Below are 23,212 nucleotides of genomic sequence, written 5' to 3' on the forward strand. Positions count from 1 at the left end.
AGTCAATACCTATATACGTAACTATCTATGCTATTGCGTATTCGCTCGGAATTTGCCAGAGTGGTGGAGCAGTGCGGCGAAAGGGACTCGATGAAGGTCTACGAGCAGGTGTCCTCGTTGCTCCGCGCGTCTGGAGTGGACACCGTCTTCGGTCTCATGGGCGACGCGAACATGTACGTCAGCAGCGCCTTCGAAAACCAGGGCGGCCAGTTCGTCCGGGTGGCGCACGAAGCAGGTGCGGTCGCGATGGCCGACGTGCACGCACGCATGAGCGGCCGTCCCGCGGTCGCCACCGTCACCCACGGGCCCGGGTTCACCAACACGCTGACCGCTCTCGTCGAAGCGGCCCGGTTCCCGTCGCCGGTACTGCTGGTCACCGGTGATCCTCCCGCGGAGGCCACGCACCTGCAGCGGCTCGACATCGGCGCTGTCTGCTCGGCGCTGGGGGTCGTCCACGAGCGGATCCACCGCCCGGACACGGTCGTCCGTGATTTCGGGCGCGTGATGCGCCGGCTGAGCACCTCGGCGGCTCCGGTGGTGCTCAACATCCCGCTGCCGGTGTCTGTGTCGGAGGCGGTGTCAGCGGTGCAGCCGCTGGAGCCGGTGTTGCTGCCCGCCGGCACGACGGTGCCGGAGAGCGCGCTCGACGGTGCGCTCGGTCTCGTGGCGTCCGCCACCCGGCCGATCGTCGTGGCCGGCCGGGGCGTCGTGGCCGCTTCGGCCGAATCCGCGGTCGCGGAACTGGCCGACCTGCTGGGGGCGCCGCTGTTCACCACGGCGCTCGGACGTGGGCTGTTCCGGGGGCATCCGCGGCACTTGGGCATCCTGGGCACGTTGGCCCATGAATGCGCCAGCCAGGTGTTGATGGACAGCGACTGCGTGCTCGCGGTCGGCGCGACCATGAACAAGTACACGACCATGGGCGGGGAACTGGTCCAGGGCAAGCGCCTGGTTCAGATCGATCTCGATCCGGCCAAACTCGGCTGGCTCGTGCAGCCCGACGAAGGTGTCGCCGGTGACGCCGCCGCGGTCGTGGCCGCGATGACCGCCGAACTCCGCGCCGCGGGAGTATCCGGAAGCGGCTCGTGGCGAGACCGCGGCGCCGCCGCCGCGAGCGCTATGGCCGAGTGGACCCCGCAGGACCGGCGACCGGCGGACGGAACGATCGACATCCGCACGGCGAGCCTGCTCCTCAATCGCGCACTGCCCGCGGACTGCGCGATCGTCAGCGATGTCGGACGATTTGTCGCCGGTGCCTGGCCCTACCTGGATCGCTGCGCTCCTGGCCGGTTCACCGCCATGACCGGGTTCGGCTCGATCGGTCTGGGGCTCGCCGGAGCGATCGGTGCGGCGGTGTCCGGGGTATCCGGGCTGACCGTGGCTCTCGTGGGTGACGGCGGCTTCATGATGCACGCCTCCGAACTCGCGACGGCGGTGCGGCATCGTCTGCCCCTGCTCGTGCTGGTCTTCGACGACGGCGCCTACGGGGCGGAGTACCACAAGCTCGAGACCCAGGGGTTCGATCCCCGCCACTCCTACAACGACTGGCCCGACGTGGCAGCGGTCGCCGCGGGAGCAGGCGCGGACACCCACGTGGTGGAAACGCCGGAGGACATCGATGTCCTGGCCAAGCGCGTGCCCGGGCTGGAGCGCCCGCTCGTCGTGGACATCCGCCTCGACCCCACCCACCACATTCCCTTCTGAGAGGCGGTAACCGTGACCGAAGCGTTGGTGATCGGCCGCGACGGGCCGGTGCAGATCTGGACCATCAACGTTCCCGGCGCCGGCAACGCAGTCTCCGGGCCGGACTTCATCGCCGCGCTGGAGCGCGCGGTCGACGACGTCAACCAGAACACCGAAGCGTGCGTGGTGATCCTCACCGGCGCTGGGCACATCTTCTCCGCAGGCGGGAACGTGCGCGAGATGGCCGACGGCACCGGCGTGTTCGGCCTCGACCCCCTCGCGCAGCGCCACGGGTACGTCTCGGGGATCCAGCGGATCCCGCGTGCCATGGTGCGCTGCGAAGTGCCAGTGATCGCCGCAGTGAACGGCGCCGCCGTCGGGGCCGGCTGCGATCTGGCGATGATGTGCGACGTCCGGATCGCCGCCAGGTCGGCCTCGTTCGCGGAGAGCTTCGTCCAACTGGGACTGATTCCCGGGGACGGGGGAGCCTGGTTCCTTCCCCGGGTGGCCGGCGCCGGGCGAGCGGCCGAGATGACCTTCACCGGTGACCGGGTCGACGCCGCCACCGCGTTGGACTGGGGTTTGGTGAGCCGCGTCGTGGACGACGCCGAGCTGCTCCCCGCGGCCCGGGAGCTGGCGCGCCGGATCGCCCGCAACCCACCCCACGCGCTGCGGATGGCCAAGCGGCTGCTGACCGAGTCCCGCTCCGGAACCCTCGAATCGGTTCTCAACCTGGCAGCCGCGATGCAGCCGCTCGCGCACCAGGACCCGGAGCACCGTGCGCGCGTGGCGCGGTGGGGGCAGCGGCGCGGCCCGGTTACGGCGTGACGACAGAACACACGAAGGGAACGGAACGCGTGACGACAGCGGAGCCGGCCGGAGCGCTGGCCGGAGTGACCATCCTGGACCTGACCACCGTCGTGATGGGGCCCTACGCGACCGCCATCCTCGGTGACCTGGGTGCCGACGTCATCAAGGTGGAGTCGCTCGACGGGGACATGACGCGGCGGATCGGTGCCCGGCGCAACCCGGGCATGAGCGCCATGACGCTGACGCTGCAACGCAACAAACGAAGCATCGCCCTGGACCTCAAGAAGCCGGAGGGCCGGGCGATCCTGGAGCAGCTCGTACCGCTGGCCGACGTGGTGGTGACCAACCTGCGGCCCCGGTCCCGGAAACCGCTCGGGCTGACCTACGAGGCGCTGCGGGCCTTACGGCAGGACGTGATCCTGTGTACGGCACAGGCCTACGCGGAGGACAGTCCGTGGCGGGACCACCCGGCCTACGACGACATGGTGCAGGCCGCGTCCGGTGCGGCGTCGCTGGCCGAACGAGTCGACGGAGAGCCGCGGTACGCACCGTACGTGATCGCCGACAAGGTCAGCGGACTCCACATGGTGATCGGCATCCTCGCCGCCCTGGCCCACCGCGCGGCCACCGGGAGCGGGCAGCACGTGGAAGTCCCCATGGTGGACACGATGATCCACTTCAATCTGGTGGAACACCTCGGCGGGCACGCGTTCGACCCCGCCGAGGGCGACTTCGGGTGGGGCCGGGTCCTCGTCCCGGAGCGGACTCCCTACCGCACCGCCGACGGGTACGTCTGCCTGATGCCCTATTCGGACGCCAACTGGGCCGACTTCTTCGAGGTGGCCGAACTCGGCCACCTGCGTGACGACCCGCGCTTCGCCGACGTGAACTCGCGCCATGGCAACATGAGCGAACTCCACGCCGAGATCCATGAAGTGACACCGAAGCGCACCACGCAGGAATGGCTCGACCTCTGCCGGGAACGCAACATCCCGGCCGCGGCGCTGCTCGACCTGAGCCGGGTGAACGACGATCCCTATGTCCGGGAGCAGGCGCTGCTCACGCCCGAGCAGCACCCGACCGAAGGCGCCTACTTCAGCCCCGCCCACCCGGTGCGCATGAGCGGATCGCCGGCCGTTCTCCGCCGGCACGCCCCGCGGCTGGGGGAGGACACCGCGGAGCTGCTGTCCGCCATCGGGTACAGCCGCGACGACATCGACGATCTGGTGCGGCAGGGCGTCACGGTGGTGGCGGCATGAGCCTGTCGATGCCCTCGGTCGTCGAGCCGGATCCGGCACTGGCCGGACTGCGTGCCGAGGTCCGGAACTTCCTCGCCGAGCGGCGCGACTCCGGCGCCTTCACGCCGACGGTCGACGCGTGGCTGACCGGGTGGTCCCGCGACTTCAGCCGCTCGCTCGCGGAGCGCGGCTGGGTCGGGATGACGATTCCGCGGACCTACGGTGGCCGCGGCCGCGGGTTCCTGGAGCGTTTCGTGGTCACCGAGGAGTTGCTGGTGGCAGGTGCGCCGGTCGCGGCGCACTGGGTCGCCGACCGGCAAGCGGCGCCGTCGCTGTTGCGCTTCGGCAGCGAGGATCAGAAGAAGTCCCTGTTGCCCGCGATCGCCGCGGCCGAATGCTCCTTCGCCATCGGCATGAGCGAACCCGACACCGGGTCCGACCTGGCCGGTGTGCGGAGCCGGGCGGTGCCGATCGAGGGCGGGTGGCTGCTCAACGGCACCAAGGTGTGGACCTCGGGGGCCCACCAGGCGGATCTGATCGTGGTCCTCGCGCGGACCAGCGGATCCCACGGAGACCGGCACCGGGGGCTGTCCCAGCTGATCGTCGATCTGCGTGCGCCCGGGGTCGTGGTGCGGCCGATCGTCTCGATGAGCGGCGAGCACCACTTCAACGAGGTCGTGTTCACCGACGTGGAAGTCCCGGAGGAGAACCTGCTGGGGCAGGAGGGTGACGGCTGGCTCCAGGTGACCTCGGAACTGGGGTTCGAACGCAGCGGCCCGGAGCGGTTCCTGTCGACGGTGCCGCTGGCCGGTCTGCTCCGGCGCGCGGTGCGCGCCGGGGACGCCGACGCCGACCCCGCACTGGGGCGGATCATCGCCCGCCTGCACGGGCTGCACCACATGTCGCTGGCGGTGGCCGCGGCCCTGGAACGAGGAGAGGACGCGGATGTGCCGGCCGCGATGGTGAAGGTCCTGGGCACGACGCTGGAAGGAGATCTGGTGGAACTGGCGGACCTGCTGGCCGCGCGGCGGGACGGCGAACTGGCCGCGGCCATCGCCGCCGCGGTGGTTCAGCGTCCCGGATTCACCCTGCGCGGAGGCACGAACGAGATCCTGCGGGGCGTGATCGCGCGCGGTCTGGGGTTGCGATGAGCACGCTCCGGGACCAGGTCGACGCAGACCTGCGCTCGTTGATCGAAGCCGTTCTCCAGGCACACGACTGCGGCGACGACGCAGGCCTGTGGCGCAGGCTCGCCGAACTCGGTCTGGGGGAGCTGACCGGACGGGAGGAGCGGGGCGGCAGTGGCGCGACCTGGCGGGAAGCCGCGGAGCTGGTCAGGGCGCTCGCCCGCCGCGGCTGCGACCTGCCGGTCGGGGAGAGTGACCTGGTCGCCGGCCGGCTCCTCGACGAGGCCGGCGTTGCGGCCGCGACTCCGGCGTTGCGCGGGTGGGCGGTGGAAGACGGCGAGGAGGTGCCGGCTGCCTCGCACCCGCTGGTGGAACGGATGGTCGTTCTGCGGCGGACGACCAGCGGCTGGCGCCTCGCCGACGTTCCGGCCGGCGCAGCGCCACCGGGCGCGGCGAGATGGCACGAGGTGAGCGCGGAGACCGTCGACCGTGCTCACGCTTTGGCCGCGCTCGTGCGGGCCGTGCAGATCACCGGCGCGATGGAAGCCGTTCTGGACCTCGCCGTCGAGCACGCCCGCACGCGTGAGCAGTTCGGACGACCGGTCGGCAAGTTCCAGGCGGTACAGGGGCTGCTGGCCACGCTGGCCGCCGAGGTCGCGCTCGCCCGTTCCGCTGTGGACGCGGCCGTACTCGTAGCCGCCGCCCCCGCCACCCCGCTGGAGCAGCTGCTCGCCTCGGTGGCCGTGGCGCGCTCCTGCGCCGGGCACGCGGCCGAACCGGTCGTCCGCAACGCCCATCAGGTCGTCGGTGCCATCGGTACCACACAAGAACACCCGTTGCCCGGCCTCACCAGGCGCATCCTCGGCTGGCGTTCCGCGGACGGGGGCACCCGCGCCTGGGACCGGGCGGTGTTGCAGGACAGCCTCGACGGCGTTTCGTCCAGTGCACTGGACCTGTTCCCCGAAGAAGTGGAGGAAAGATCATGACCGAAAACCGGACCCGGCAGATCCCGGAGGGCATGACTGCGCACGCGATCGCCCTCGAGGACGGCGCGGAGATCCCCGGCCGGCGCTCGTTCGCCCGGTACTTCGACCTCGGTGTCGCCGAGGCGAGTCAGGGGCTCGTCAGCACGCAGGTCACCAAGATGCGCAGCGGCATGGTCAAGGAGACCGGCTGGCACTACCACGACTGCGATTTCCAGTGGCTGTACGTCACCAAGGGCTGGCTCGAGCTGCAGTTCGAGGACGGCGAGACCCGGCGCATCGGCGAGAACGGCGTGTGCTTCATCCCCGGCGGTTACCGGCACAACGAGACGGCCACCTCCGATGACCTCGAGTTCATCGAGATCTTCATGCCGCCGAAGCCGCGGACGGTCGCGGTCGACTCGCCGCTGTGAGTTCGGCGGTCCCCGCCTCCCCGGGGCGGCGGGGACCGCCGTCTGGATCCATTCCCGTGCAAGGAGGCTCGTCTTCATGGATCTCGGATACCAAGCCGGACAGTCGGTTCTCGTCACCGGCGGTTCGCGCGGCATCGGCGCGGCGACCGTGCGCGCCTTCGCCCGCGAGGGCGTCAAGCGCGTGCACGTCGCCGCCCGCGACGCCGGTTCGATCGACCGGCTCGCGGCGGAGGTGCCTGCCGCGGAGATCGTCGGTCACGTCCTGGACCTGTCGCGCCCGGCGGACCGCATCCGGTTGCGTGATGTCGCCGGCGAGGTGGACGTTCTCGTGAACAACGCGGGAGCGATCCCCCAGGGAGCGCTCGCCGGCGCGCACCTGCCGGACTGGCAGCGGGCGTGGGACCTCAAGGTGTGGGGCTACGTCGAGCTCACGCAGCTCGCGCTGGCCGCCATGACCGAACGCGGATCGGGGGTGATCGTCAACGTCGTCGGTGTCTCCGGTGAGCGGCCGGACGCCGGGTACCTCGCCGGGTCGATGGCGAACTCGGCGCTGATGACGATGACCCGCACCGTCGGTGCCTACTCCCTGGACCACGGCGTTCGCGTCCTGGGCGTGAACCCGGGCCCCGTGGAGACCCAGCGCCTCGCGGACGCCCTCCGGGCCCGCGCCGCCACCGAGCTGGGTGACCCGGAACGGTGGCCGGAGTTCGTGGCGGGCTACCCGGCCAGGCGCATCGCGACGGCCGAGGAGGTCGCGGACACCGTGGTGTTCCTCGCGTCCCCACGGTCGTCCTACACCAGCGGGTGCATCGTCACGCTCGACGGCGGGATGGCATGGCGCGGCCGGGCCCTGTAGCGGCGTCCCGGCTGTTCTCGCCGTTGCGGCTGCGCGAGCACGAGCTGCCGAACCGCATCGTCAACACACCGCACGGCACCCACCTCGCCCGCGACGGCGTCCCGACACCTGAGCAGATCGCCTACTACGAGGCGCGTGCGGCTGGCGGCGCCGGGATGATCGTGGCGGGGAACTGGGCCGTGTGGCGGCGGACCTGGACTTCGCCGCTGGTCAACCTCGCCACTCATCCCAACGCGCACGACGGGCACGTCGCGCTCGCGGCTGCGGTGCACCGGCACGGTGCGGTCCTGGTCGGACAGCTGCACGACAGCGGCAGGCAGGGAAACTCGGCCTGGCACCGTGGCCCGCTGCTGGCGCCGAGCGCCATTGCGGACCCGGTGGTCGGGGAAGTGCCGAAGGAGCTCGAAACGCACGAGATCGCCGAGATGGTCCGCTCGTACGCCGAGTCCGCGGCGGCGCTGTGCAGCGCCGGCTGGGACGGCGTCGAAATCTTCGCGGCGCAGGGCTACGCGTTGTCGCAGTTCCTGTCACCGCAGAACAACCTCCGTGACGACCGCTACGGCGGACCGGTTCGCGACCGCCTGCGGGTCGTGCTCGACGTCCTCGACGCCGTGCGGGACGCGATCGGGCCCGGGCCGCTCGTCGGCGTGCGGATCAACGCGACCGACCTGGTGGCGGGCGGGCTCGATCCGGCGGCGGCCACGGAAGTGGCGACCGCTCTGGACGGGACCGGGTCGGTGGACTACCTCAGTGTGTCCGCGGGCAGCAACGAGAACTACCCGGCCTGGATCGCGGACATGGGATATCCGGTGGCCCCGTTCGCGGAGTACGCGGCCGCTCTGCGCGCACGGATCTCGATGCCCGTTCTGGTCGCCACCCGCATCAAGACCTTCGCGGCCGCCGAAGGGGTCCTGGCGTCGGGACAAGCGGATCTGGTCGGCATGACCCGTGCTCTCATCGCCGATCCCGATCTGCCCCGGAAGCTGCGGACCGGGCGGGAAGCCGAGGTACGGCCGTGTATCGGCTGCAACCAAGGGTGTCTGGGCCGGATCGCTGCCGGGGGAGCCTTGTCGTGCACCGTCAACCCGCGCGCCGGCAAGGAGACCCTGCCGGTCCCGGCTGTCCGGCACCGGCGCGACGTTCTCGTCGTCGGCGGCGGTCCGGCGGGACTCCAGGCGGCGGTCACGCTCGCCGAGCGGGGGCACGCGGTCAGCCTGTGGGAGAGGGAGCCGCGGTTCGGGGGTCAACTCGCCTTGGCCGCATCGGTGCCGTCCCGGCGGGAACTGGGGTCGATCCTGGTCTGGCTCGAAGAGCGGGCGACGGCGCTCGGGGTCCGGCTGCACCGCGGACGCGAGGCCACCGCGCGGGAGATCCACGAGCACGAGGCGGAGGTGATCGTGCTCGCGGTCGGATCGGAGCCGGTGCGCACCGGCTACACGAGCGCGTTTCCGGCTCGGCGTGCGCTGCCCGGTCACGACCTGCCGCAGGTCTGGACCGTGCCCGAGGTCTTGTCGGGTGCGGCCGGGGTGGAGTCTCGCGTCCTCGTGCTCGACGACGATCCGCACGGCCAGGCGACGACCGCCGCCGAGTACCTGGGTGCCCGAGGTCACCAGGTCGATCTCGTGACGCGCCGCTTCGCGGCGGGAACCTGGGCGGGTCCGGTCAACGCGCACCCGTTGCACACCCGGCTGGCCGACGCCGGAGTGGAGATCACGACGCTGGCCTGGGCCGAGAGAATCGGGGACGGCTTCGTCGACCTCGCCGCCGTGTACGGCGACAGGCGATGGCGGCTCGAGGGTGTCGGCTCGGTGGTCCTCGCGACCGGCAACCGCGCCCGGACGACGGTGTACGAGGAACTGGTCGAGGCTGGCGAGCAGCGGCCGTTGATCCGCATCGGCGACTGTCTGGCCCCGCGCAGGCTGGACCACGCCTTCTGGGATGCCACGACGCTCGACGTGCCCGGCGCCGTCAGCCGGCCGGGCTGTCCCACCGTGCCTGATGATCAAGCAGAACCTTGACCAGGTCGTCTCGCCGGTCGCGGATCTCGTCGGGAGGGCCGACGACGCTCACCGCCGCAACGGTCCGCCCGCCTTCCCGTACCGCCACCGCCACGCCGTCAGCCACGTCGGAGATGCCGGGCGCCGCGCACACGCCGGTCTCCTGGATCTCGTCGAGCCGGGCGAGGAAACGTTCGACTTTGGGCTCGTCCTCGGACGGCAGCGCGGACAGATACGCCCACAGGTCCCGCCGGCTGAGCCCGGCGAGGAGGACCCAGCCACTGGACGTGCGGATCAGGGCCCGCCGGATGTAGTTCTTCGCGAGGTAGTCGTAGCGCGGCTCGGAGGCGCAGCTGTCGATGTAGAAGACGTCCCGTCCGACCACAACGGACAGCAGCGTGGTCAGGCCGGTCTCCGCGTGGACCGCTTCGAGCTGGTGGTGGCCGACCCGCGTGACCATGTGCCGCCCCGCGATGAGGTTCAGCAGGTACGGGGCAGTGCCAAGGTGGTAGCGGCGCTCCCGCTCGTCGAGGTACCCGGTGGCGACCAGGCCGTTGACCAGACCTTGGATGGAGCTCACGGGTGCTTCGAGATTGCGTGCCAGCTCCGTCAACGTGAGGCCGTCGGGGTTGCGTGCGGCGAGTTCGAGTATCGCGGCGACGCGGTCGACCGTGCGGTGGCGCTTCCGCCCGTTGTCCGATCGGCTGCTGGTCGAGCTTTCGCTGGCCACCGTCGAAGACCTCCTCGTGTTGATGGTCGCAGTATCGCAGCGCTACCGAGTTACGTAATTAAGTATAATCATCGCCTATTGCGTAAACAACGTGTAGGCGTGCATAGTTGGCGCGAACCCGCCCGGCGACCGTTGACTGCGCCGCGGTCCTGCCGCCCCCTCACCGATCACCTGAATCCGGAGGTCTCCAGCGATGTCAGAGTTGTCATCCGCCAAGCCCCGAACCTCGCCCGGAACGGAGAACCGGCCACGGCCGGACCGCAGGCGCGTCGCCACCGTCGCCTTCGCGTCGTGGATCGGCGCGAGCATCGAGTGGTACGACTTCTTCATCTACGGTATGGCCGCGGCGCTGGTCTTTCCCAAGCTGTTCTTTCCCGTTCAGGACCCGCTGACGAGCACCCTGCTGTCCTTCGCGACTTTCGGAGTCGCCTTCGTCGCACGCCCGTTCGGTGGTGCTCTCTTCGGCCACATCGGCGACAAGGTGGGCCGCAAGAAGGCCCTCGTCACGGCCCTGGTGACCATGGGAGTGACGACAACGGCGATCGGCGTGCTGCCGACCTACGGTTCTGTCGGGTTCATCGCTCCGGTCCTGCTGGTACTGCTGCGTTTCATCCAGGGCATCACGGTTGGCGGGCAGCAAGGCGGGGTCATCCTGCTCGCCACGGAGAACGTGCCGCAACGCCGGCGCGGCTTCTACGGCAGCTTCGCCTCGGCCGGCGCTCCGGGTGGGGTGCTGCTCGCCAACGGCGCGTTCCTCCTGGTCACCGCCCTCTTCGCCGGCGATGCCTTCCTGACCTGGGGATGGCGGCTGCCGTTCCTGGCGAGCGTCGTGCTCGTCGCCTTCGCCGTGGTGATCCAGCTCCGCGTCGGGGAGACTGCCGAGTTCTCTTCCACTGAGGACCGTCCCGCCGGGCGTTCGCCGGTGCTGGAGGCGATCCGCCGTCACCCCCGGCAGATTCTGGTGGCGGCCGGGTGCTACCTCGCCATCAACCTCACCTACTACGTGTTCATCACCTTCGTGGTCGCCTACGCCACCAACAAGGCGATCCTGGGGCTACCGTCGAGCACCGTGCTCACCGCGGTGCTGATCGCCTCGGCTGTCGAGCTCTTCGCGCTGCCGGCGGCCGGATTGCTGTCGGACCGCTTCGGCCGGCGCGCCGTCTTCGCGGCCGGGGCTCTGCTGCTCGGGCTGTGGTCGTTCGTGTTCTGGCCCCTGGTGGACACCGGGTCCTTCGTGCTCATCACGCTCGCGCTGGTCGTCGGGCTCGGCATCCTGCACAGCCTCATGTACGGCCCGCAGGGTGCCCTGTTCTCGGAGGCCTTCTCGACGAGCGTCCGCTATTCCTCGCTGTCGCTGGGAATCCAGCTCGGATCGATGGTCGGCGGCGCGTTCGCCCCCTTCATCGCCACGGCCTTGCTGTCCGGCTTCGGGACTTCCACGGCGATCGCGATCTACATGGCACTGGGTTGCGTCATCAGCGCCGCGAGCACGGCGCTGCTGCGCACCGCCGAATCCCGGCACTGACCGTCTCAGCCAATCTCAGGTGTTCGTGCGATGCGGCCGCCTCGCCGCTTCGTGTTGCCTGTCCTCGTAACGAGTCAAGCCCGCCGATGAGGAGCCCCGATGTCCGAGACGACCCCTCCCGCCGTGTACCAGGGATTCGACCGCATGTTCCTCGGCGGGGAGTGGCGTGCCGGAAGCGGCGGTCCGCTCATCGACTCGGATCCCTACATCGGCGACGTGCTCACCGAGATCTAGCTGGCTGACCACGGCGACGTCGACTTCGCCTACCGCGCGGCGCGGGAGGCGCAGCGCGAGTGGTCCGCGACGCCGCCGGGGGAGCGGGCGGCGGTCTCCGAGCGGGCCACGCGGATCATCGGTGAGCGGCAGGCGGAGATCGTCGACTGGCTGGTCCGGGAGGCCGGCGCGACCCCGGCCCGGGCGGCTGTCGAGGTCGGCATCGTCCAGGTGGTCACGGCCGCCGCGGTGCGGCACTCCGAGGAGGTGGCCGTCACCACCGATTCCGACGTGCGGACAAGGAGAACCGCGTCCACCGCCGGCCCGCCGGGGTAGTCACCGTGATCAGCCCGTGGTGGCGCCCGCGCTGGCACTGGGCAACGCCGTCGTGATCAAGCCGGCCGAAGACACCGCGGTGACGGGAGGGCTGTTTCTGGCCAAGATCTTCGAAGAGGCCGGGTAGCCGGCCGGGGCGGGGGATCATCGCGAAGGCCGGGATCAAGCGGCTGTCTCTGGAGCTGGGCGGCAACGGCCCACTGGTGATCCTCGACGACGCCGATCTCGAGCACGCCGTGGAATGCGCGGTGTTCGGCAGCTACTACCACCAGGGTCAGATCTGCATGGCCACCAACCGGGTCATCGTCGACGCATCGGTGCACGACGAGTTCGTCGACCGCTTCGTGGAGCAGGCCCGTGCGCTGCGGGTGGGCGATCCCCGGGACCCGGCCACGCAGATCGGCGGAACTGGCAATTGGCGCGGGCGCGGGCCTTGGTCGAGCGACACGGGGAGATCGTCGTGGAGTTCTTCGATGTGGGGCAGTCCCGTTCGATCCCGTGGAAGCGGCGGCCGGAGGCTGCTCGATTGCTTGAGGTGCTCAAGAGGCGGGATCGCGGTTTCGAGGCGGTGGTGGTCGGGGAGCCGCAGCGGGCGTTCTACGGCAATCAGTACGGGTTGACGTTTCCGGTTTTTGCGCATTACGGGGTGGGGTTGTGGGTGCCGGAGGTCGGGGGAGCGGACCAGGATCAAGGTCCGGGTGCGGTCGGCGATGGCGGCACAGGCCCAGGTGGAGGGCCGTTACCTGGGTGGCCGCCCTCCTTACGGCTATCAGCTGGCTGATGCCGGTCCGCATCCGAACCCGGCGAAGGCGGGCGATGGCAAGCGGCTGCATCGGCTCGAGCCGGATCCGAAGACGGCGCCGGTCGTGCAGCGGATCTTTCACGAGTACTTGTCGCGGATCGGTGTCTTCGCGATCGCGCAACGACTCACCGCTGACGGAATTCCGTGTCCGTCGGCGTACGATCGGGGCCGCAATCAGCACAGGTCGGGGGTGGCGTGGTCGAAGAGCGCGGTCCGGACCATCCTGACGAATCCGCGCTACACCGGTCACGAGGTGTGGAACAAGCAGCGCAAGCGGAGTCGCTGATCGATGTCGAGGATGTCGGGCTTGGGCATCGGACCAGGCTGGCGTGGAATCCGCGGGACCAGTGGGTCTTCTCCGACCAGCAGGTCCATGCGGAGCTGATCAGCCGGGAGACCTTCGAGCAGGTGCGGGCCCGTCTGGCGTCACGTGGGCCGCGGTCGACGGGCCGGGTGACCGAGCGGAAGAAGCACCCTTATGCGCTCAAGGGCCTGCTGTTCCACGAGAGCTGTGGCCGGCGCATGCAGGGCAACTGGATCCGCGAGCGGGCTCATTACCGCTGCCGCTACCCGAACGAGTACGCCCTGGCCAACCGGCTCGACCATCCCCTGACGGTGCACCTGCGCGAGGATGTGCTGCTGGAGCCGCTCGACACCTGGCTGGCCCAGGTGTTCGCGCCCGGCAAGATCGAACGGTCGCTGAGCGCGATGGAGGAGTCGCAGCCGGATCATGCTCCCGGTAGCGCGGAGACGCGCCGGGCGCTGGCGGAGTGCGACCGGAAACTCGCCCGGCACCAGGCCGCGCTGGAAGCCGGCACGGATCCTGCACTGGTTGCGAAGTGGACGAGGCAGGTGCAGCGGGAGAAGGCGGTGCTGGAGGCGCAGCTGGCCGCCTCGGATGCCCGGATGGGGGCGGACCGGAGAATGACCGCCGCCGAGATCCGTCAGCTGGTCGACGCGATGGGCGGGCTGCTCCAGGTGCTGCGCGACGCGGACCCGGGCGACAAGCTGGAGGTCTACCGACAGCTCGGCCTGAAATTGACCTACAACGAAACAACACGGATGGTGGTGGCTGAAACCCAGCCCCAACCATCCGTGTGCGCAGTGGTTGTGTCCGAGGGCGGAGTTGCACACTAACCACACGCCTTTACCTTTCCAAATGACAGTTGGTCCGCCGGATGTCGCAGCGGCTGCGACTGCGGCGATGCTCGCCGAGGGTGATCGTCGACGGCAACCAGCTGACAGTCCGCCGCTGATGCGCTTGCGCTCATGCCGAGGCCGGAAACGCCTCCAATCTCCTCGGCGTTCAGCAGCCGCAGGATCTGGGCGGGCAGATTGCCACGCGGCGTAACCTGCAGGGCCGCCAGCTTCGGGCGAGCGGTGGCCGTATGCGGTCCGGGTCGCCTACCTTCCCAATCCTGAACCATACGCAGTGCGCTGCGTGCGGCTCTGCCAGTCAGCCTGAATTTCGTTCACTGTCAATTGTCCACAATGACCGCACCGCCCAGTTCAATCGCACGTAGCACTGGATCACTTAAGCCGCTGTTCCGACTAAATCTGGCGCCCGCGAATCCGGCTGCGGTCGAAGTTCTGCTTATCACTTCGCCGGTAAGGACTGATCTGATGGCGACCTCGCCATATCTACTGACGGACATGAAGCGACTTTTATCCGGCAAGAGCACCATATCCTGAACCTCGATAGCGTCACTGTCGCACCATATCGAGGAGCCACTATCTGCTGCAAAAGCCCTCAGGCTATCCCCCGCGCTGAGGATCAGCGCGTTGTCGGCTCGAATTCCCCAACGGCGTCCGATGAATCCGAAATGGAACTCTGTCTCCGGTGCCAGTGCATTTAACTCGAATTTTCGATACAGTGTACCGTCCAATTCGAAAGCCGCGACAGTCAATTTGTCTCGTTCAACCTGCGCTCCCAATATAAGTGAGCCGGCAAGGATGACATCTAAGTTCGTCGATCCGAATGCGCTCTCAAAGTCGATCTTGCCGCGTACGGCAAACTCAATATTTCCGTCTTTGCATTCGGCGGTCAGTAAGTTTCCCTCGTCATCATCAAAAATCGTCCTGTCGAGCTCCTCTACGTAGTAGCCGAGAGCCGCGATTGCGGGAGCATCAAATTTGGTAACCTCTTCGAGTGTACTTCTGTCGTACAAGGTCGTGTTTGCCTGATCGGGATCCGCCACTTGAGGGCGCTGGATTACAAACCCGTCGTAGTTCTGTAGGTATAGTGGTGCGTAACCTGTAGCGTCCTCAAATTGACAATCGATCGTCCGCGACTCGATATTGACGATTAAGAGGCCGTTGTCCGCGAATGCCGCCAGTCGCGAGACGCCTTTGATTAACTCCATTTCAAATATGCTTGCGTCGTAAGTTAGAACTTTCTCGACGGCGCCTGATAAATCGCCGTTTTCCCAGCGTAGAACCCCGCCGGTACTCAGGCCGACGTAAAATCTTCCGCCGTTCTTATACTCGACTGCGAGCGACAGCGGTGATGCATTCTCTCGGCCGATATACCAACAACGTTCAAGATTCGAACCCGTTAGGTCGGCGCCGATGAAGATAACATTCTCAAGGTCGGTCTCGCGTAGATCTGCGTGACGAAGGTTGGCGTTCGTGAGGTCGCATTGCTGGTTCTTGCGGAGGTCCAACTCCGCGCCCCGGAGGTCGACTCCATGTAAGTCCTGTCCTCTCAGGGCCGTGCGATCGATCCTTGCCAACACGGTAGCGGCGTTTCCGCCTGTATATCCGGTGCTCTCTGCCTCCTCGTGTCGGGTGTCGAGAATTAGGTCGAGCAACCGTTTCGCCGCTAAATCTGCGTGAATCATTGGGACCATCAAGTCTCGTACGGCGGAATCAAGTTTCCGAATTCCAAACGTTGTTGAGAGGCGCCGTATATCCTCGCTTTCAAACTTCACGATCTTCTCGAAGCGGCGCGTCGACGGTTCTTTGTTGAAATAGCTTGACCAGCTTGCAGTAATCTCCGTCGCTACATTGTTGTCGGCCTCGGTAGCCATCTCCAGGAAGTCGGGATGCAAGATTCCTAGTTCCGCTGCAAGCTTGTAGGCGGCAAAGAACTCCAAAAGGGATCTGTGAGCCGGCGTGTAGTCGCCTTCAGCGTTCCGGATCAACATCGACTGGCCGAGCATGTCGTAATGCCAGTGATCTAGATCTTTTTGCTCTTGCACTACTTTGCCGAAGCAAGTCCGAATTCGGTCCGGAAATGCTCTGTAGTTCATGCTCATCGTGTTCGTGACGAGCATTTCCCACGCAAGTTCGCACAGGAAGAAGAGTTTGTCAGCCATCGCGGTGAACGTTCGCTCGGCTTGAATGTCCCGTGACATTTTGCGCCGCACGGCGTAAAGATAGACGCGTGCGAGATCGATGGCGCTCCCTTCAGATATTTCCGGCAAGGCGTCCAAGACAATTTCGGACATTACTGGTCGGCGCATGAGATCGAGTAGTTCCGAGTTGCTCATCACGACGTCGACAGTTTTTTTATCCGCAAGGTGGGAGAGCACCTCTCTTACCTGCTCTTTATCGAACGGAATCAAGTCAACTACCTCAAACTGTGGCGGCTCTCCGGTCAGAGATTGCGTTGATGCTTTGAGTCGAGCGCTCAGAAGATCACGGCTTTCCTTGTCTTCGGGAAAATGCTCAGTGCGACACGTCAGTAGAACCTTTGCGTCAGGTTCCACAACGCGTGCTAGCTCCCAAAAATTGTTGACCATGGCTTGTCGATCAACCCTCGCGGCCATCTCGTCAAAACCGTCGAAAATAAGTAGTAGTCGCCCAGTGCGATTTAAATACTGAAACGCGGAATATCCTCGAAGGTCAACCTCATGCTTCCGGAAAAAGAATTCCGAGAACAGCGATTCTACGTTTACCGCTTTTGCGTAGTCCCGCAGTGGGACCAGGAGGGGTAGGCGTGGACGAGGCAGCCCAAGAGCGCGCGCTTCACGATACTGTTGCGCGATCTCCCAGGCCAGCCGGAGACAGAACCAACTCTTTCCGGTTCCGAACTCTCCGAGTATTGATAGATGTTCTTTCGACGGGTCGGCAAGCCAATTGCGTACGTAACCAGCCAACCCGCCCCGATCTTTGCCGTAAACGCTGACAGCTTTGCTGTGTTTGTTGCTTGAATCGAATTCTTCTTTGCGACAATACAACGGCACATATTTGACGTCAATCCCCCTTCTCTTTACCTCTTGATCTAGCCAGGATAAGTAGGGTTCGAAGTCCGCGCCTTCGTCGATAAGGGTGTCCAATGTGTAGCAGGTTATCAGGCCGTCGGTTTTGCTTGCAGCTAGTTGTGCCGCTTCGCTGATTCGCCGAGGTACAACTAGCCATCCCTCATGTGCTCGTTTCTGTTCAACTAAGGTGACTAAGCGTTCAACATCTGAAACTCGAGCCTCCCCGGAGGTGCCGAGGATGACGACTCGGTCGTATCGTCGGCGTGTGGGTACATTGATGATCCAGTTGAACTCGTCTCCGTCGCTGGGCAAGTCATCGGTCTCGATGTTGTAACCGATCGCTTCAAACCAGCCGTGGAGACTGTTGGCCAGGTTCTCGATCACGACAGAGGGTTTACGTTCTTGTGGGGTAATAATGAGCTCACGAACTTCATTCAGTGAGGGTAGCTTGTGTAACTGATCGCGTAGATCGCGCAACTGATGTTGTAGATCATCCAACTTCCGCTCACTGCGAGCTTCTGCGGCTGTCCGACACCGGTCTACGAGGGTGTTGAAGACCGCTGTAAAGCCCGCGAACTCGCGACGGAAGTCGTAATCCATGCGGCCCAGTTCGCCGGTCTCATTGTTCCACTCGATAATTCCTTCAGCTTCGCGGTCAAGATAGCTTGGATCGCCGGTTTCGAATGATCTACGAAATGCTTGACGGATATATTCGTTCTGGAAAAAACGTATGACCGGCTCTGGTTGCGCGTAGCAATACTCTATTAAGGTGTAGATGTACACGCCGTCGAAGTCTGGTGGCGGAGTCTTTGGTCCTAGTCCGAAACGTCGGAGGGTTGCTACAACCTTCTCTTGGCGTTTCGCGCGTTCCAGTGCTGGTTTTGCGCCTACGCTGGCCAGAACCTTGACGACCGTCCCTAGTTCGACCACGCCGCACCTTCTTCCCGTGACTCGCTGTGTTGAGTTAGTCGCTCGTAGGTGGCGCAGTCGTTACACTCCCCGGGCGAGAAGGTATCGATTTCGCGTACGCCGGTTGCGGGTGACTGAGTTACGTACTTAACGACGCAGGGCATCAACTTGGTCGCGAGGCGTGGAGGTTCTGTCGCATGCGTCCTGATGGCCGTGAGGGCGTATCGGTCGCGTAAACCTCCCGGTATCTGCCGCCCGACACGGGCTGTGCCCGGCACATCGTTGTGAAATGCCAGGTGCTCGCCTGTCCTGTGCTTGATCCCGAGCCGGAGGGCCATTGGAGAGCTGTGACCTGGGATAACCGTACTTGCGCTCCATGGGGGGACAGCCCGGAGATCCCGTCCTGCTTGTCCCAGTGACGGCTTCAATGGGGCTACTGAACGCAGCTGCAACGTGTCCCGGCCGTGGCCCGCTCGGGGCCTCGTGCTTGCGGTGGGCCGCGGCAAGGCTCTCCGGTATGCGGTTGGCTGAGGATGAGCAGGCGTCGGGTTCGCGGCGCGTGGCCGAAGGTTCGGGTGAACGAGTCAGCGGAGATGCCCGGGTGGGAACTGCTCGCGTGACGGTTGGGGCGTTCGAGCCAGGCGCTGGTGATGCGCCATACCTGTACGAGGCGATGGCTGATCACTTGGCTGCCCGTGTCGCGGCCGGCGAGTTGGCGGACGGGGCGCGGCTGCCCTCGGAGGTTCGGCTTGCTCGCGAGTACGGCGTGTCCCTCGGGACGGCGCGTCATGCGACCGAGATTCTGCGCGAGCGTGGCCTCGCGCGGACGGTGCGGGCCAAGGGGACCTTCATCGTTCGGCGAGAGCGGGCAGCCGGTGATGGTGGCGAGGGGTACCTCGTCCTGGAGGGGATGGCGGGTGGTGGCAGTCCTGTACCGATCCTGGTTGGGCGGGCGGAACCCGTGATCCAGGTCGGTGTCAGCGGTCCGAGGGTGAGATTGTCGAGCGAAGCGGCGGCTGCGCTTCGCGAGGTGATCAGTGGTGCGTGGGCCGGTGAGGGCTCGTGATCGTTCTCGCGCGGCCGGTGCGTGGCACGGTTGCGGAATCTCAGTGCGTCGCTCACCTGGTCTGGGTCCCGCCGGCCGGGCGGCCGGAGGTGCTCGCTGCGTTCTGTGGTGCGGAGTTCGGGCCGGGTGAGCTCGAGCTGCTGACTGGTATCGCGGGTGCTCCGTGTGAGGGCTGTCTGCTTCGGATCGCGCGTATTCGGCGGATGGCGCAGCGGGCTCAGGTCGATGATCGTCGCCAGGTTGGCGCGGGCGTGTCAGACTGAAATCATGGTTGAATCGGCTCTGCGTCAGCTCCGCGTGTCACGCTATCGGACTGTGCTTGAGCAGAAGATCCGTGAACGGCGGATGACCCTCGAGGAGTTCGCCGAGTATGCCGAGACGTTCGCGCGGGAGCGGGGCGAGCCGGGGACGCTCAGCGTTCGTCACTTGAAGCGGTTGATGGCGGGAAAGGGGCCGAACGGCCGGCCGCTCGGTCCGCTGCGGCCGGCGACCGCGCGGCTGCTGGAGCGGATTTTCGAAATCAGCGCGGACGAGTTGCTCGGTAGGCCCGGCGAACAACCGCATACGGGTGACCGAGAGCGAGGGGACACCGACGAGGCCAAGCGGTTGGTGATCGATCGGGGCCTCAGCATGAGCAAGACCGACTTGACGGATCGGCAGATGCGCCGAAGCCGCGTGGGGCGTTCGCGTGTTGCGGATGCGCTCGCCGAGTACTACCGGGCCGATGACCAGCTTTATCAGGTTCGGAGTGCTGGGAGTGTTGTCAGGACCAGCGTCTGCACGCGAGCGGATTGGCTCGATCTCTCGTGCCCGCCGGCGGGCGTTCACCTTGAGCTCGCACACGATGCGGGCGAGCCGGAGCCGTCAGACACTGAGGCTGCCGCTGAGCGGCTGGCCGAGGCCAATGCCCTTCACGTGCGGCTCGTGGAAGCCCCGCTGTACCGGCTGCTTGACGTCGAGGTGAACCGCGGCTCGGTGTCAGGTGTGGTCGGCCTGACGTCGTTCCTGAACTATGCACTGTCGGCCGACTTGCTCGAAGCCGAGCTCGTCGACCACCTGACGGCCAACGGACCTACCCAGCGGGACTCGCTGCCGATGCGGGACCGGCACCTGCCGGACCTTGAGGCCGTACATGAACTCAATGGGCGCTTGTGCGCGGGAGGTGTGCTCGCCCTCTGTGCCATCGCGCGGCCGGCTGACCCGTACCGTGGTCCGGCCGACTACGCCCTGTTGGTTCAGGAACGATCCGACCAAGTTGTGAACGCCGCGCGCCGGCTCTCGGTCATTCCGAAGGGCTTCCACCAGCCGTTGGTCGACGCCAGCGGTGAGACGTCGATCGGTGCGACGTTGCTTCGCGAGATGGAGGAGGAGCTGTTCGGGCGGGGCGACGTCGACGGCACCGCCGGCCCGCACCGAGCCGCGGCACCAATGCACCCGTCGCGGTTGTCTGAGCCGATGCGCTGGCTGACCGACGGACCCGATCGATTGCGGATGGAATGCACAGGCTTCGGGTTCAACCTCGTGAGCGGCAACTACGAGTTCGCCAGCCTGATCGTGATCGAGGACGATGAGTTCTGGGCTCGCTACGGCGGTCAGGTCGAGGCGAATTGGGAGACCGGCGGTATGCGGATCTACTCGAGCCTCGATAAAGAGCTGGTCACGCAGCTGATCAGCGACGAGTCATGGTGCAACGAGGGTCTGTTCGCGTTCCTGCAGGGCGTGCGGCGGTTGCGCGAGATCGGCGGAAGGCGCGTCGACCTGCCCGCGGTCGAGGTCCTACGTGGCTGAGGGCCAGCGGACGGTAACCACGACGGCGTCAGTAAGGGCTTCCCAGGAGTGATCGATGCCCGGACCCCAGACGACGTAGTCGCCCTGACGCTGAATGATCGTGCTGCCCTCGGTGAGGTCGATCCGGAACGTGCCCTGCACCAACAGGAGCAGCGTGGTCCGCTGGTCGTCCTTGGTCCACTCGGCGCGCTTGTCACCGGCGGGGTGGACACCCCATTTGACCTCGACGTCCTTGCTCGAGCGGACGTCGTCAGCGGGTTCGATGAAGTGGCCGAGCAGCCAGCCGCGGTTGGCGTCGCCGTCGTCATTGGCGTTGCCGCGGTACCAGTTGCTGCCCACTAGACCTCCCACTCGATCTCCGGCAGGTTCACCCGCTCCCCGCCGATCTGCGCGAGCCGACGCAGCCCCTGGAGCAGGGCGAACAGCCCTTCGTTGCTCCACGCTACATCGCTGATCAGCTCGGTCAGCAGCCGACGGTCGAGGCTCGAGTACTGCCGCAGCGCGGAGGACTCCCAGTTGGCTTCGACCTGCCCGCCGAAGCGCCTCCAGAACTCCTCGTCCTCGATCACGATCAGGCCGGCGAACTCGAAGTTTCCGCTGATCAGGTTGAGGCCGAAGCCGGTGCACTCCATCCGGAGCCGGTCCGGCGCCTCCGTCAGCCAGCGCATCGGCTCTGACAAGCGGCTCGGGTGCATCGGGTCGGCGGCGCGTTGCTGGCCGAGCGTGTTGTCGATGTCGTCGCGGCCGAAGAGTTCCTCTTCCATCTCGCGCCGCAGCGTCGCGCCGATTCGGGTGTCCGCCCGGTAGTCCGTCATCGGCTGGTGGAAGCCCTTGGGGATCACGGCCAGCTGACGGGCGGCGTTGACGACTCGGCCGGAGCGCTCCTGCACGAGCAGCAGGTAGTCAGCCGGACCGCGGAACGGGTCGGCTGGGCGTGCGACGGCGGTGAGCGCGAGAGTTCCGCCCGCACAGAGCCGGCTGGAGAGGTCGAGAACGGACCCGGCGTCAGGCAGGTAGCGGTGCCGGAGGGGAGAGGTGTCCGGGGTGACCTCCGCGCCCGCGGCGAGCGTGTCGATGAGTTCGCCTTCGAGCAGGTCCATCGTCAGCGCGTAGCGGACGAACTCGGTGATGGCGGCTGAGCCCCCGAGGGTGCCTTTCCGGACGTCGGCCGAGATGAGCCGGTAGAGCGGCATGTCCACGAGGCGGACGCCGAGCGCGAGCGTCTCGGCGAGTCGTTGTGCGGCGTGGCCGGCGGCTTCCTCGTCGAGACTCTCATCCTGGGCGCCGGTGTCGGCGAGCTGAACCTGATCATTATGCGGGGTGAGGGCGCAGTCCAGGTCCAGCCAGGCCGGGGACGTCAGGATGGTCGTCGCCGAATCGCCCCCGTCGTGACGTGCGGAGTAGCAGCCGTAGCCCTGCGGGAGATCGCGGTAGTAGTTGGCAAGGGCGCGAGCGACGTCCCGTTGACGCACCCTGCCCCGGCGGTTCCCGCGGTCTTCGAGTTCGTGGACGTCCACCCGGGCGAGCCGGTCAGCTACATCGCGGCGACTCGTGCCCGGCGCTCGCCGGGCGTGGCGGTCCAGCCAGTCGAGCGCGGCACCGATGTGCGGATCGGCGCCCAAGCGCTGCTCAGCCTCGGATGTCGGCCGTGAAGATCCGGAGTTGGTCAAGGCCGCGAAACGCTCCTGCGCGGGCTGCGACGCTTGCTCCAGCGCAGTATCGAGGAGCTGCTGCATTTCCGATTTCGGACGCAGCGTCGGCTTTTGGTGCCAGGAAGCAACGGTGCGAACACCAATCCCGAGGTGTTCGGCGAATGCCTCGTTGCTGAGTCGCAGCGCTGATTGAAGCGCGCACGCCCTGGCGCCGGTCCAGCCGTCGAGCAGGCTCATCGTGCTCCCGAACTCGTCTTGTGCAGTGAACCTGCACTGGTTGTGCACTCGGGCGGCACTGGATGTGCATGGGGTGCGAGGTCGATTTCCAGTGCAATTACAGGCATGGAAAACAACGGCTTCCGGAAACGGAAAACCATCGGGCTACCGCTTCGGGCGGACGTGCTTGAGCACGGTCGCGACGTCGGTCTGCAAGGCGTCGAGACGGTCGACGATCTCGCTCATCTGACGTTCGAGTTGCTCCAGGCGCGTCCACAGCGTGTCGCCGCGATCCGTGACCGGCTCATGGAGTTCGGGCGGCTGGCGTCCGTGCAGCACTGCGTCCAGGTGCTGGGGGTGCCAGCCAAGGGCGACCGAGAGGGACTCCAAGGTTCGCGGGCTCCTGCGTCGCTCCACGACGTGGTGCTGGATCTCCCGCACGACCGCTTGCGACACGTTCGAGCGTTTGGCGAGCTCGCGCTGAAGCCACCCGAGTTCGTTGACCCGGTCGTTGATGGCCTTGGCGACTGCCGCCCAGTCCTCCGACACCGATTCCTCTTCCTCCGCGCTCCGCCTCGGCGACGAGGTTAGCGGTTTTGCTCCATACCGCGGCGTAACGCGGCGCTTGTTCGGCGGCGCGCGGGAAAAGTGCGCCCACTTGCT

The 23,212-nt window shown here is 66.6% G+C and carries 22 protein-coding genes; 17 read left to right on the top strand and 5 right to left on the bottom strand.

Annotated features, from left to right (window positions below):
• The first annotated feature begins 90 nt into the window (after window positions 1–90).
• From ABZ193_RS12590 to ABZ193_RS12625, 8 genes are all read left to right on the top strand, one after another.
• Window positions 91–1,704, top strand: a complete 1,614-nt coding sequence (locus tag ABZ193_RS12590; protein WP_354709906.1) for a thiamine pyrophosphate-binding protein — start codon at window positions 91–93, stop codon at window positions 1,702–1,704.
• A 12-nt stretch (window positions 1,705–1,716) separates the two neighbouring features.
• Window positions 1,717–2,511 carry a crotonase/enoyl-CoA hydratase family protein gene (locus ABZ193_RS12595; RefSeq protein WP_354709907.1) on the top strand — a complete coding sequence of 265 codons (795 nt, stop codon included), beginning with the start codon at window positions 1,717–1,719 and terminating at the stop codon, window positions 2,509–2,511.
• Between the two features lie 29 nt (window positions 2,512–2,540).
• On the top strand, window positions 2,541–3,752 hold the full coding sequence (locus ABZ193_RS12600) for a CoA transferase (RefSeq protein ID WP_354709908.1): 1,212 nt from the start codon (window positions 2,541–2,543) through the stop codon (window positions 3,750–3,752).
• Window positions 3,749–4,882 carry an acyl-CoA dehydrogenase family protein gene (locus ABZ193_RS12605; protein WP_354709909.1) on the top strand — a complete coding sequence of 378 codons (1,134 nt, stop codon included), beginning with the start codon at window positions 3,749–3,751 and terminating at the stop codon, window positions 4,880–4,882. The genes ABZ193_RS12600 and ABZ193_RS12605 overlap by 4 nt, the downstream gene beginning before the upstream one ends.
• Window positions 4,879–5,844: an acyl-CoA dehydrogenase family protein gene (locus tag ABZ193_RS12610; protein ID WP_354709911.1), complete on the top strand. Its 966-nt coding sequence runs from the start codon at window positions 4,879–4,881 to the stop codon at window positions 5,842–5,844. Before ABZ193_RS12605 ends, ABZ193_RS12610 begins: the two co-directional genes overlap by 4 nt.
• On the top strand, window positions 5,841–6,254 hold the full coding sequence (locus ABZ193_RS12615) for a cupin domain-containing protein (RefSeq protein ID WP_020419042.1): 414 nt from the start codon (window positions 5,841–5,843) through the stop codon (window positions 6,252–6,254). Before ABZ193_RS12610 ends, ABZ193_RS12615 begins: the two co-directional genes overlap by 4 nt.
• Before the next feature lie 76 nt (window positions 6,255–6,330).
• The gene (locus tag ABZ193_RS12620; protein WP_237339040.1) at window positions 6,331–7,110 is read left to right on the top strand and encodes a short-chain dehydrogenase/reductase; all 780 of its coding nucleotides are present in this window, start codon (window positions 6,331–6,333) and stop codon (window positions 7,108–7,110) included.
• Window positions 7,089–9,128, top strand: coding sequence for an FAD-dependent oxidoreductase (locus ABZ193_RS12625; RefSeq protein WP_354709912.1), 2,040 nt, complete (start codon window positions 7,089–7,091; stop codon window positions 9,126–9,128). Before ABZ193_RS12620 ends, ABZ193_RS12625 begins: the two co-directional genes overlap by 22 nt.
• On the opposite strand, the gene ABZ193_RS12630 is transcribed toward ABZ193_RS12625, so the two are convergent.
• Window positions 9,079–9,837, bottom strand: coding sequence for a helix-turn-helix domain-containing protein (locus tag ABZ193_RS12630; RefSeq protein WP_354709913.1), 759 nt, complete (start codon window positions 9,835–9,837; stop codon window positions 9,079–9,081). The two genes, ABZ193_RS12625 and ABZ193_RS12630, sit on opposite strands and share 50 nt — an antisense overlap.
• A 193-nt stretch (window positions 9,838–10,030) precedes the next feature.
• Between ABZ193_RS12630 and ABZ193_RS12635 the strand changes: the two genes are divergently transcribed.
• The 7 genes from ABZ193_RS12635 to ABZ193_RS12665 all read left to right on the top strand — a co-directional run bounded on the left by ABZ193_RS12635 (window position 10,031) and on the right by ABZ193_RS12665 (window position 13,850).
• Window positions 10,031–11,362: an MFS transporter gene (locus ABZ193_RS12635; RefSeq protein ID WP_354709915.1), complete on the top strand. Its 1,332-nt coding sequence runs from the start codon at window positions 10,031–10,033 to the stop codon at window positions 11,360–11,362.
• Between the two features lie 99 nt (window positions 11,363–11,461).
• Window positions 11,462–11,596: a hypothetical protein gene (locus ABZ193_RS12640; RefSeq protein WP_354709916.1), complete on the top strand. Its 135-nt coding sequence runs from the start codon at window positions 11,462–11,464 to the stop codon at window positions 11,594–11,596.
• Window positions 11,597–11,911, top strand: a complete 315-nt coding sequence (locus tag ABZ193_RS12645; RefSeq protein ID WP_354709936.1) for an aldehyde dehydrogenase family protein — start codon at window positions 11,597–11,599, stop codon at window positions 11,909–11,911.
• Window positions 11,912–11,927: 16 nt separating this feature from the next.
• On the top strand, window positions 11,928–12,038 hold the full coding sequence (locus ABZ193_RS12650; RefSeq protein WP_354709918.1) for an aldehyde dehydrogenase family protein: 111 nt from the start codon (window positions 11,928–11,930) through the stop codon (window positions 12,036–12,038).
• A gap of 55 nt (window positions 12,039–12,093) precedes the next feature.
• On the top strand, window positions 12,094–12,531 hold the full coding sequence (locus ABZ193_RS12655; protein WP_354709937.1) for an aldehyde dehydrogenase family protein: 438 nt from the start codon (window positions 12,094–12,096) through the stop codon (window positions 12,529–12,531).
• Between the two features lie 90 nt (window positions 12,532–12,621).
• Complete coding sequence (locus tag ABZ193_RS12660; RefSeq protein WP_354709920.1) at window positions 12,622–12,999, top strand: recombinase family protein; 378 nt, start codon at window positions 12,622–12,624, stop codon at window positions 12,997–12,999.
• The gene (locus tag ABZ193_RS12665) at window positions 12,969–13,850 is read left to right on the top strand and encodes a zinc ribbon domain-containing protein (protein ID WP_354709921.1); all 882 of its coding nucleotides are present in this window, start codon (window positions 12,969–12,971) and stop codon (window positions 13,848–13,850) included. The genes ABZ193_RS12660 and ABZ193_RS12665 overlap by 31 nt, the downstream gene beginning before the upstream one ends.
• Window positions 13,851–14,191: 341 nt before the next feature.
• Here the strand turns inward: ABZ193_RS12665 and ABZ193_RS12670 are convergent, their stop codons facing one another.
• Window positions 14,192–17,848 carry a pentapeptide repeat-containing protein gene (locus tag ABZ193_RS12670; protein ID WP_237339034.1) on the bottom strand — a complete coding sequence of 1,219 codons (3,657 nt, stop codon included), beginning with the start codon at window positions 17,846–17,848 and terminating at the stop codon, window positions 14,192–14,194.
• Between the two features lie 496 nt (window positions 17,849–18,344).
• On the opposite strand from ABZ193_RS12670, the gene ABZ193_RS12675 reads away from it, so the two are divergent.
• The gene (locus ABZ193_RS12675; protein ID WP_308191202.1) at window positions 18,345–18,893 is read left to right on the top strand and encodes a winged helix-turn-helix domain-containing protein; all 549 of its coding nucleotides are present in this window, start codon (window positions 18,345–18,347) and stop codon (window positions 18,891–18,893) included.
• Window positions 18,894–19,208: 315 nt separating this feature from the next.
• Window positions 19,209–20,681, top strand: coding sequence for a transcriptional regulator (locus tag ABZ193_RS12680; protein WP_354709922.1), 1,473 nt, complete (start codon window positions 19,209–19,211; stop codon window positions 20,679–20,681).
• Here the strand turns inward: ABZ193_RS12680 and ABZ193_RS12685 are convergent.
• From ABZ193_RS12685 to ABZ193_RS12695, 3 genes are all read right to left on the bottom strand, one after another.
• Window positions 20,670–21,020, bottom strand: a complete 351-nt coding sequence (locus ABZ193_RS12685) for a signal peptidase I (RefSeq protein ID WP_354709923.1) — start codon at window positions 21,018–21,020, stop codon at window positions 20,670–20,672. The two genes, ABZ193_RS12680 and ABZ193_RS12685, sit on opposite strands and share 12 nt — an antisense overlap.
• The gene (locus ABZ193_RS12690; protein WP_354709924.1) at window positions 21,020–22,570 is read right to left on the bottom strand and encodes a transcriptional regulator; all 1,551 of its coding nucleotides are present in this window, start codon (window positions 22,568–22,570) and stop codon (window positions 21,020–21,022) included. Before ABZ193_RS12690 ends, ABZ193_RS12685 begins: the two co-directional genes overlap by 1 nt.
• A gap of 144 nt (window positions 22,571–22,714) precedes the next feature.
• A complete protein-coding gene (locus ABZ193_RS12695; protein WP_354709925.1) occupies window positions 22,715–23,098 on the bottom strand; it encodes an XRE family transcriptional regulator in 384 nt (127 codons plus the stop codon).
• Window positions 23,099–23,212 lie beyond the last annotated feature (114 nt).

The organism is Amycolatopsis sp. NPDC006125 (assembly GCF_040614195.1).
Classification (GTDB): Bacteria; Actinomycetota; Actinomycetes; order Mycobacteriales; family Pseudonocardiaceae; genus Amycolatopsis_E; species Amycolatopsis_E tucumanensis.

Excerpts from the sequence above, each read along its gene's own strand:
- ABZ193_RS12690 (WP_354709924.1), bottom strand. The coding sequence starts at position 22,570 with ATGAGCCTGCTCGACGGCTGGACCGGCGCCAGGGCGTGCGCGCTTCAA.
- ABZ193_RS12590 (WP_354709906.1), top strand. The coding sequence starts at position 91 with ATGAAGGTCTACGAGCAGGTGTCCTCGTTGCTCCGCGCGTCTGGAGTG.
- ABZ193_RS12635 (WP_354709915.1), top strand. The coding sequence starts at position 10,031 with ATGTCAGAGTTGTCATCCGCCAAGCCCCGAACCTCGCCCGGAACGGAG.
- ABZ193_RS12605 (WP_354709909.1), top strand. The coding sequence starts at position 3,749 with ATGAGCCTGTCGATGCCCTCGGTCGTCGAGCCGGATCCGGCACTGGCC.
- ABZ193_RS12620 (WP_237339040.1), top strand. The coding sequence starts at position 6,331 with ATGGATCTCGGATACCAAGCCGGACAGTCGGTTCTCGTCACCGGCGGT.
- ABZ193_RS12660 (WP_354709920.1), top strand. The coding sequence starts at position 12,622 with ATGGCGGCACAGGCCCAGGTGGAGGGCCGTTACCTGGGTGGCCGCCCT.
- ABZ193_RS12615 (WP_020419042.1), top strand. The coding sequence starts at position 5,841 with ATGACCGAAAACCGGACCCGGCAGATCCCGGAGGGCATGACTGCGCAC.
- ABZ193_RS12625 (WP_354709912.1), top strand. The coding sequence starts at position 7,089 with ATGGCGCGGCCGGGCCCTGTAGCGGCGTCCCGGCTGTTCTCGCCGTTG.
- ABZ193_RS12675 (WP_308191202.1), top strand. The coding sequence starts at position 18,345 with ATGCGGTTGGCTGAGGATGAGCAGGCGTCGGGTTCGCGGCGCGTGGCC.
- ABZ193_RS12610 (WP_354709911.1), top strand. The coding sequence starts at position 4,879 with ATGAGCACGCTCCGGGACCAGGTCGACGCAGACCTGCGCTCGTTGATC.
- ABZ193_RS12640 (WP_354709916.1), top strand. The coding sequence starts at position 11,462 with ATGTCCGAGACGACCCCTCCCGCCGTGTACCAGGGATTCGACCGCATG.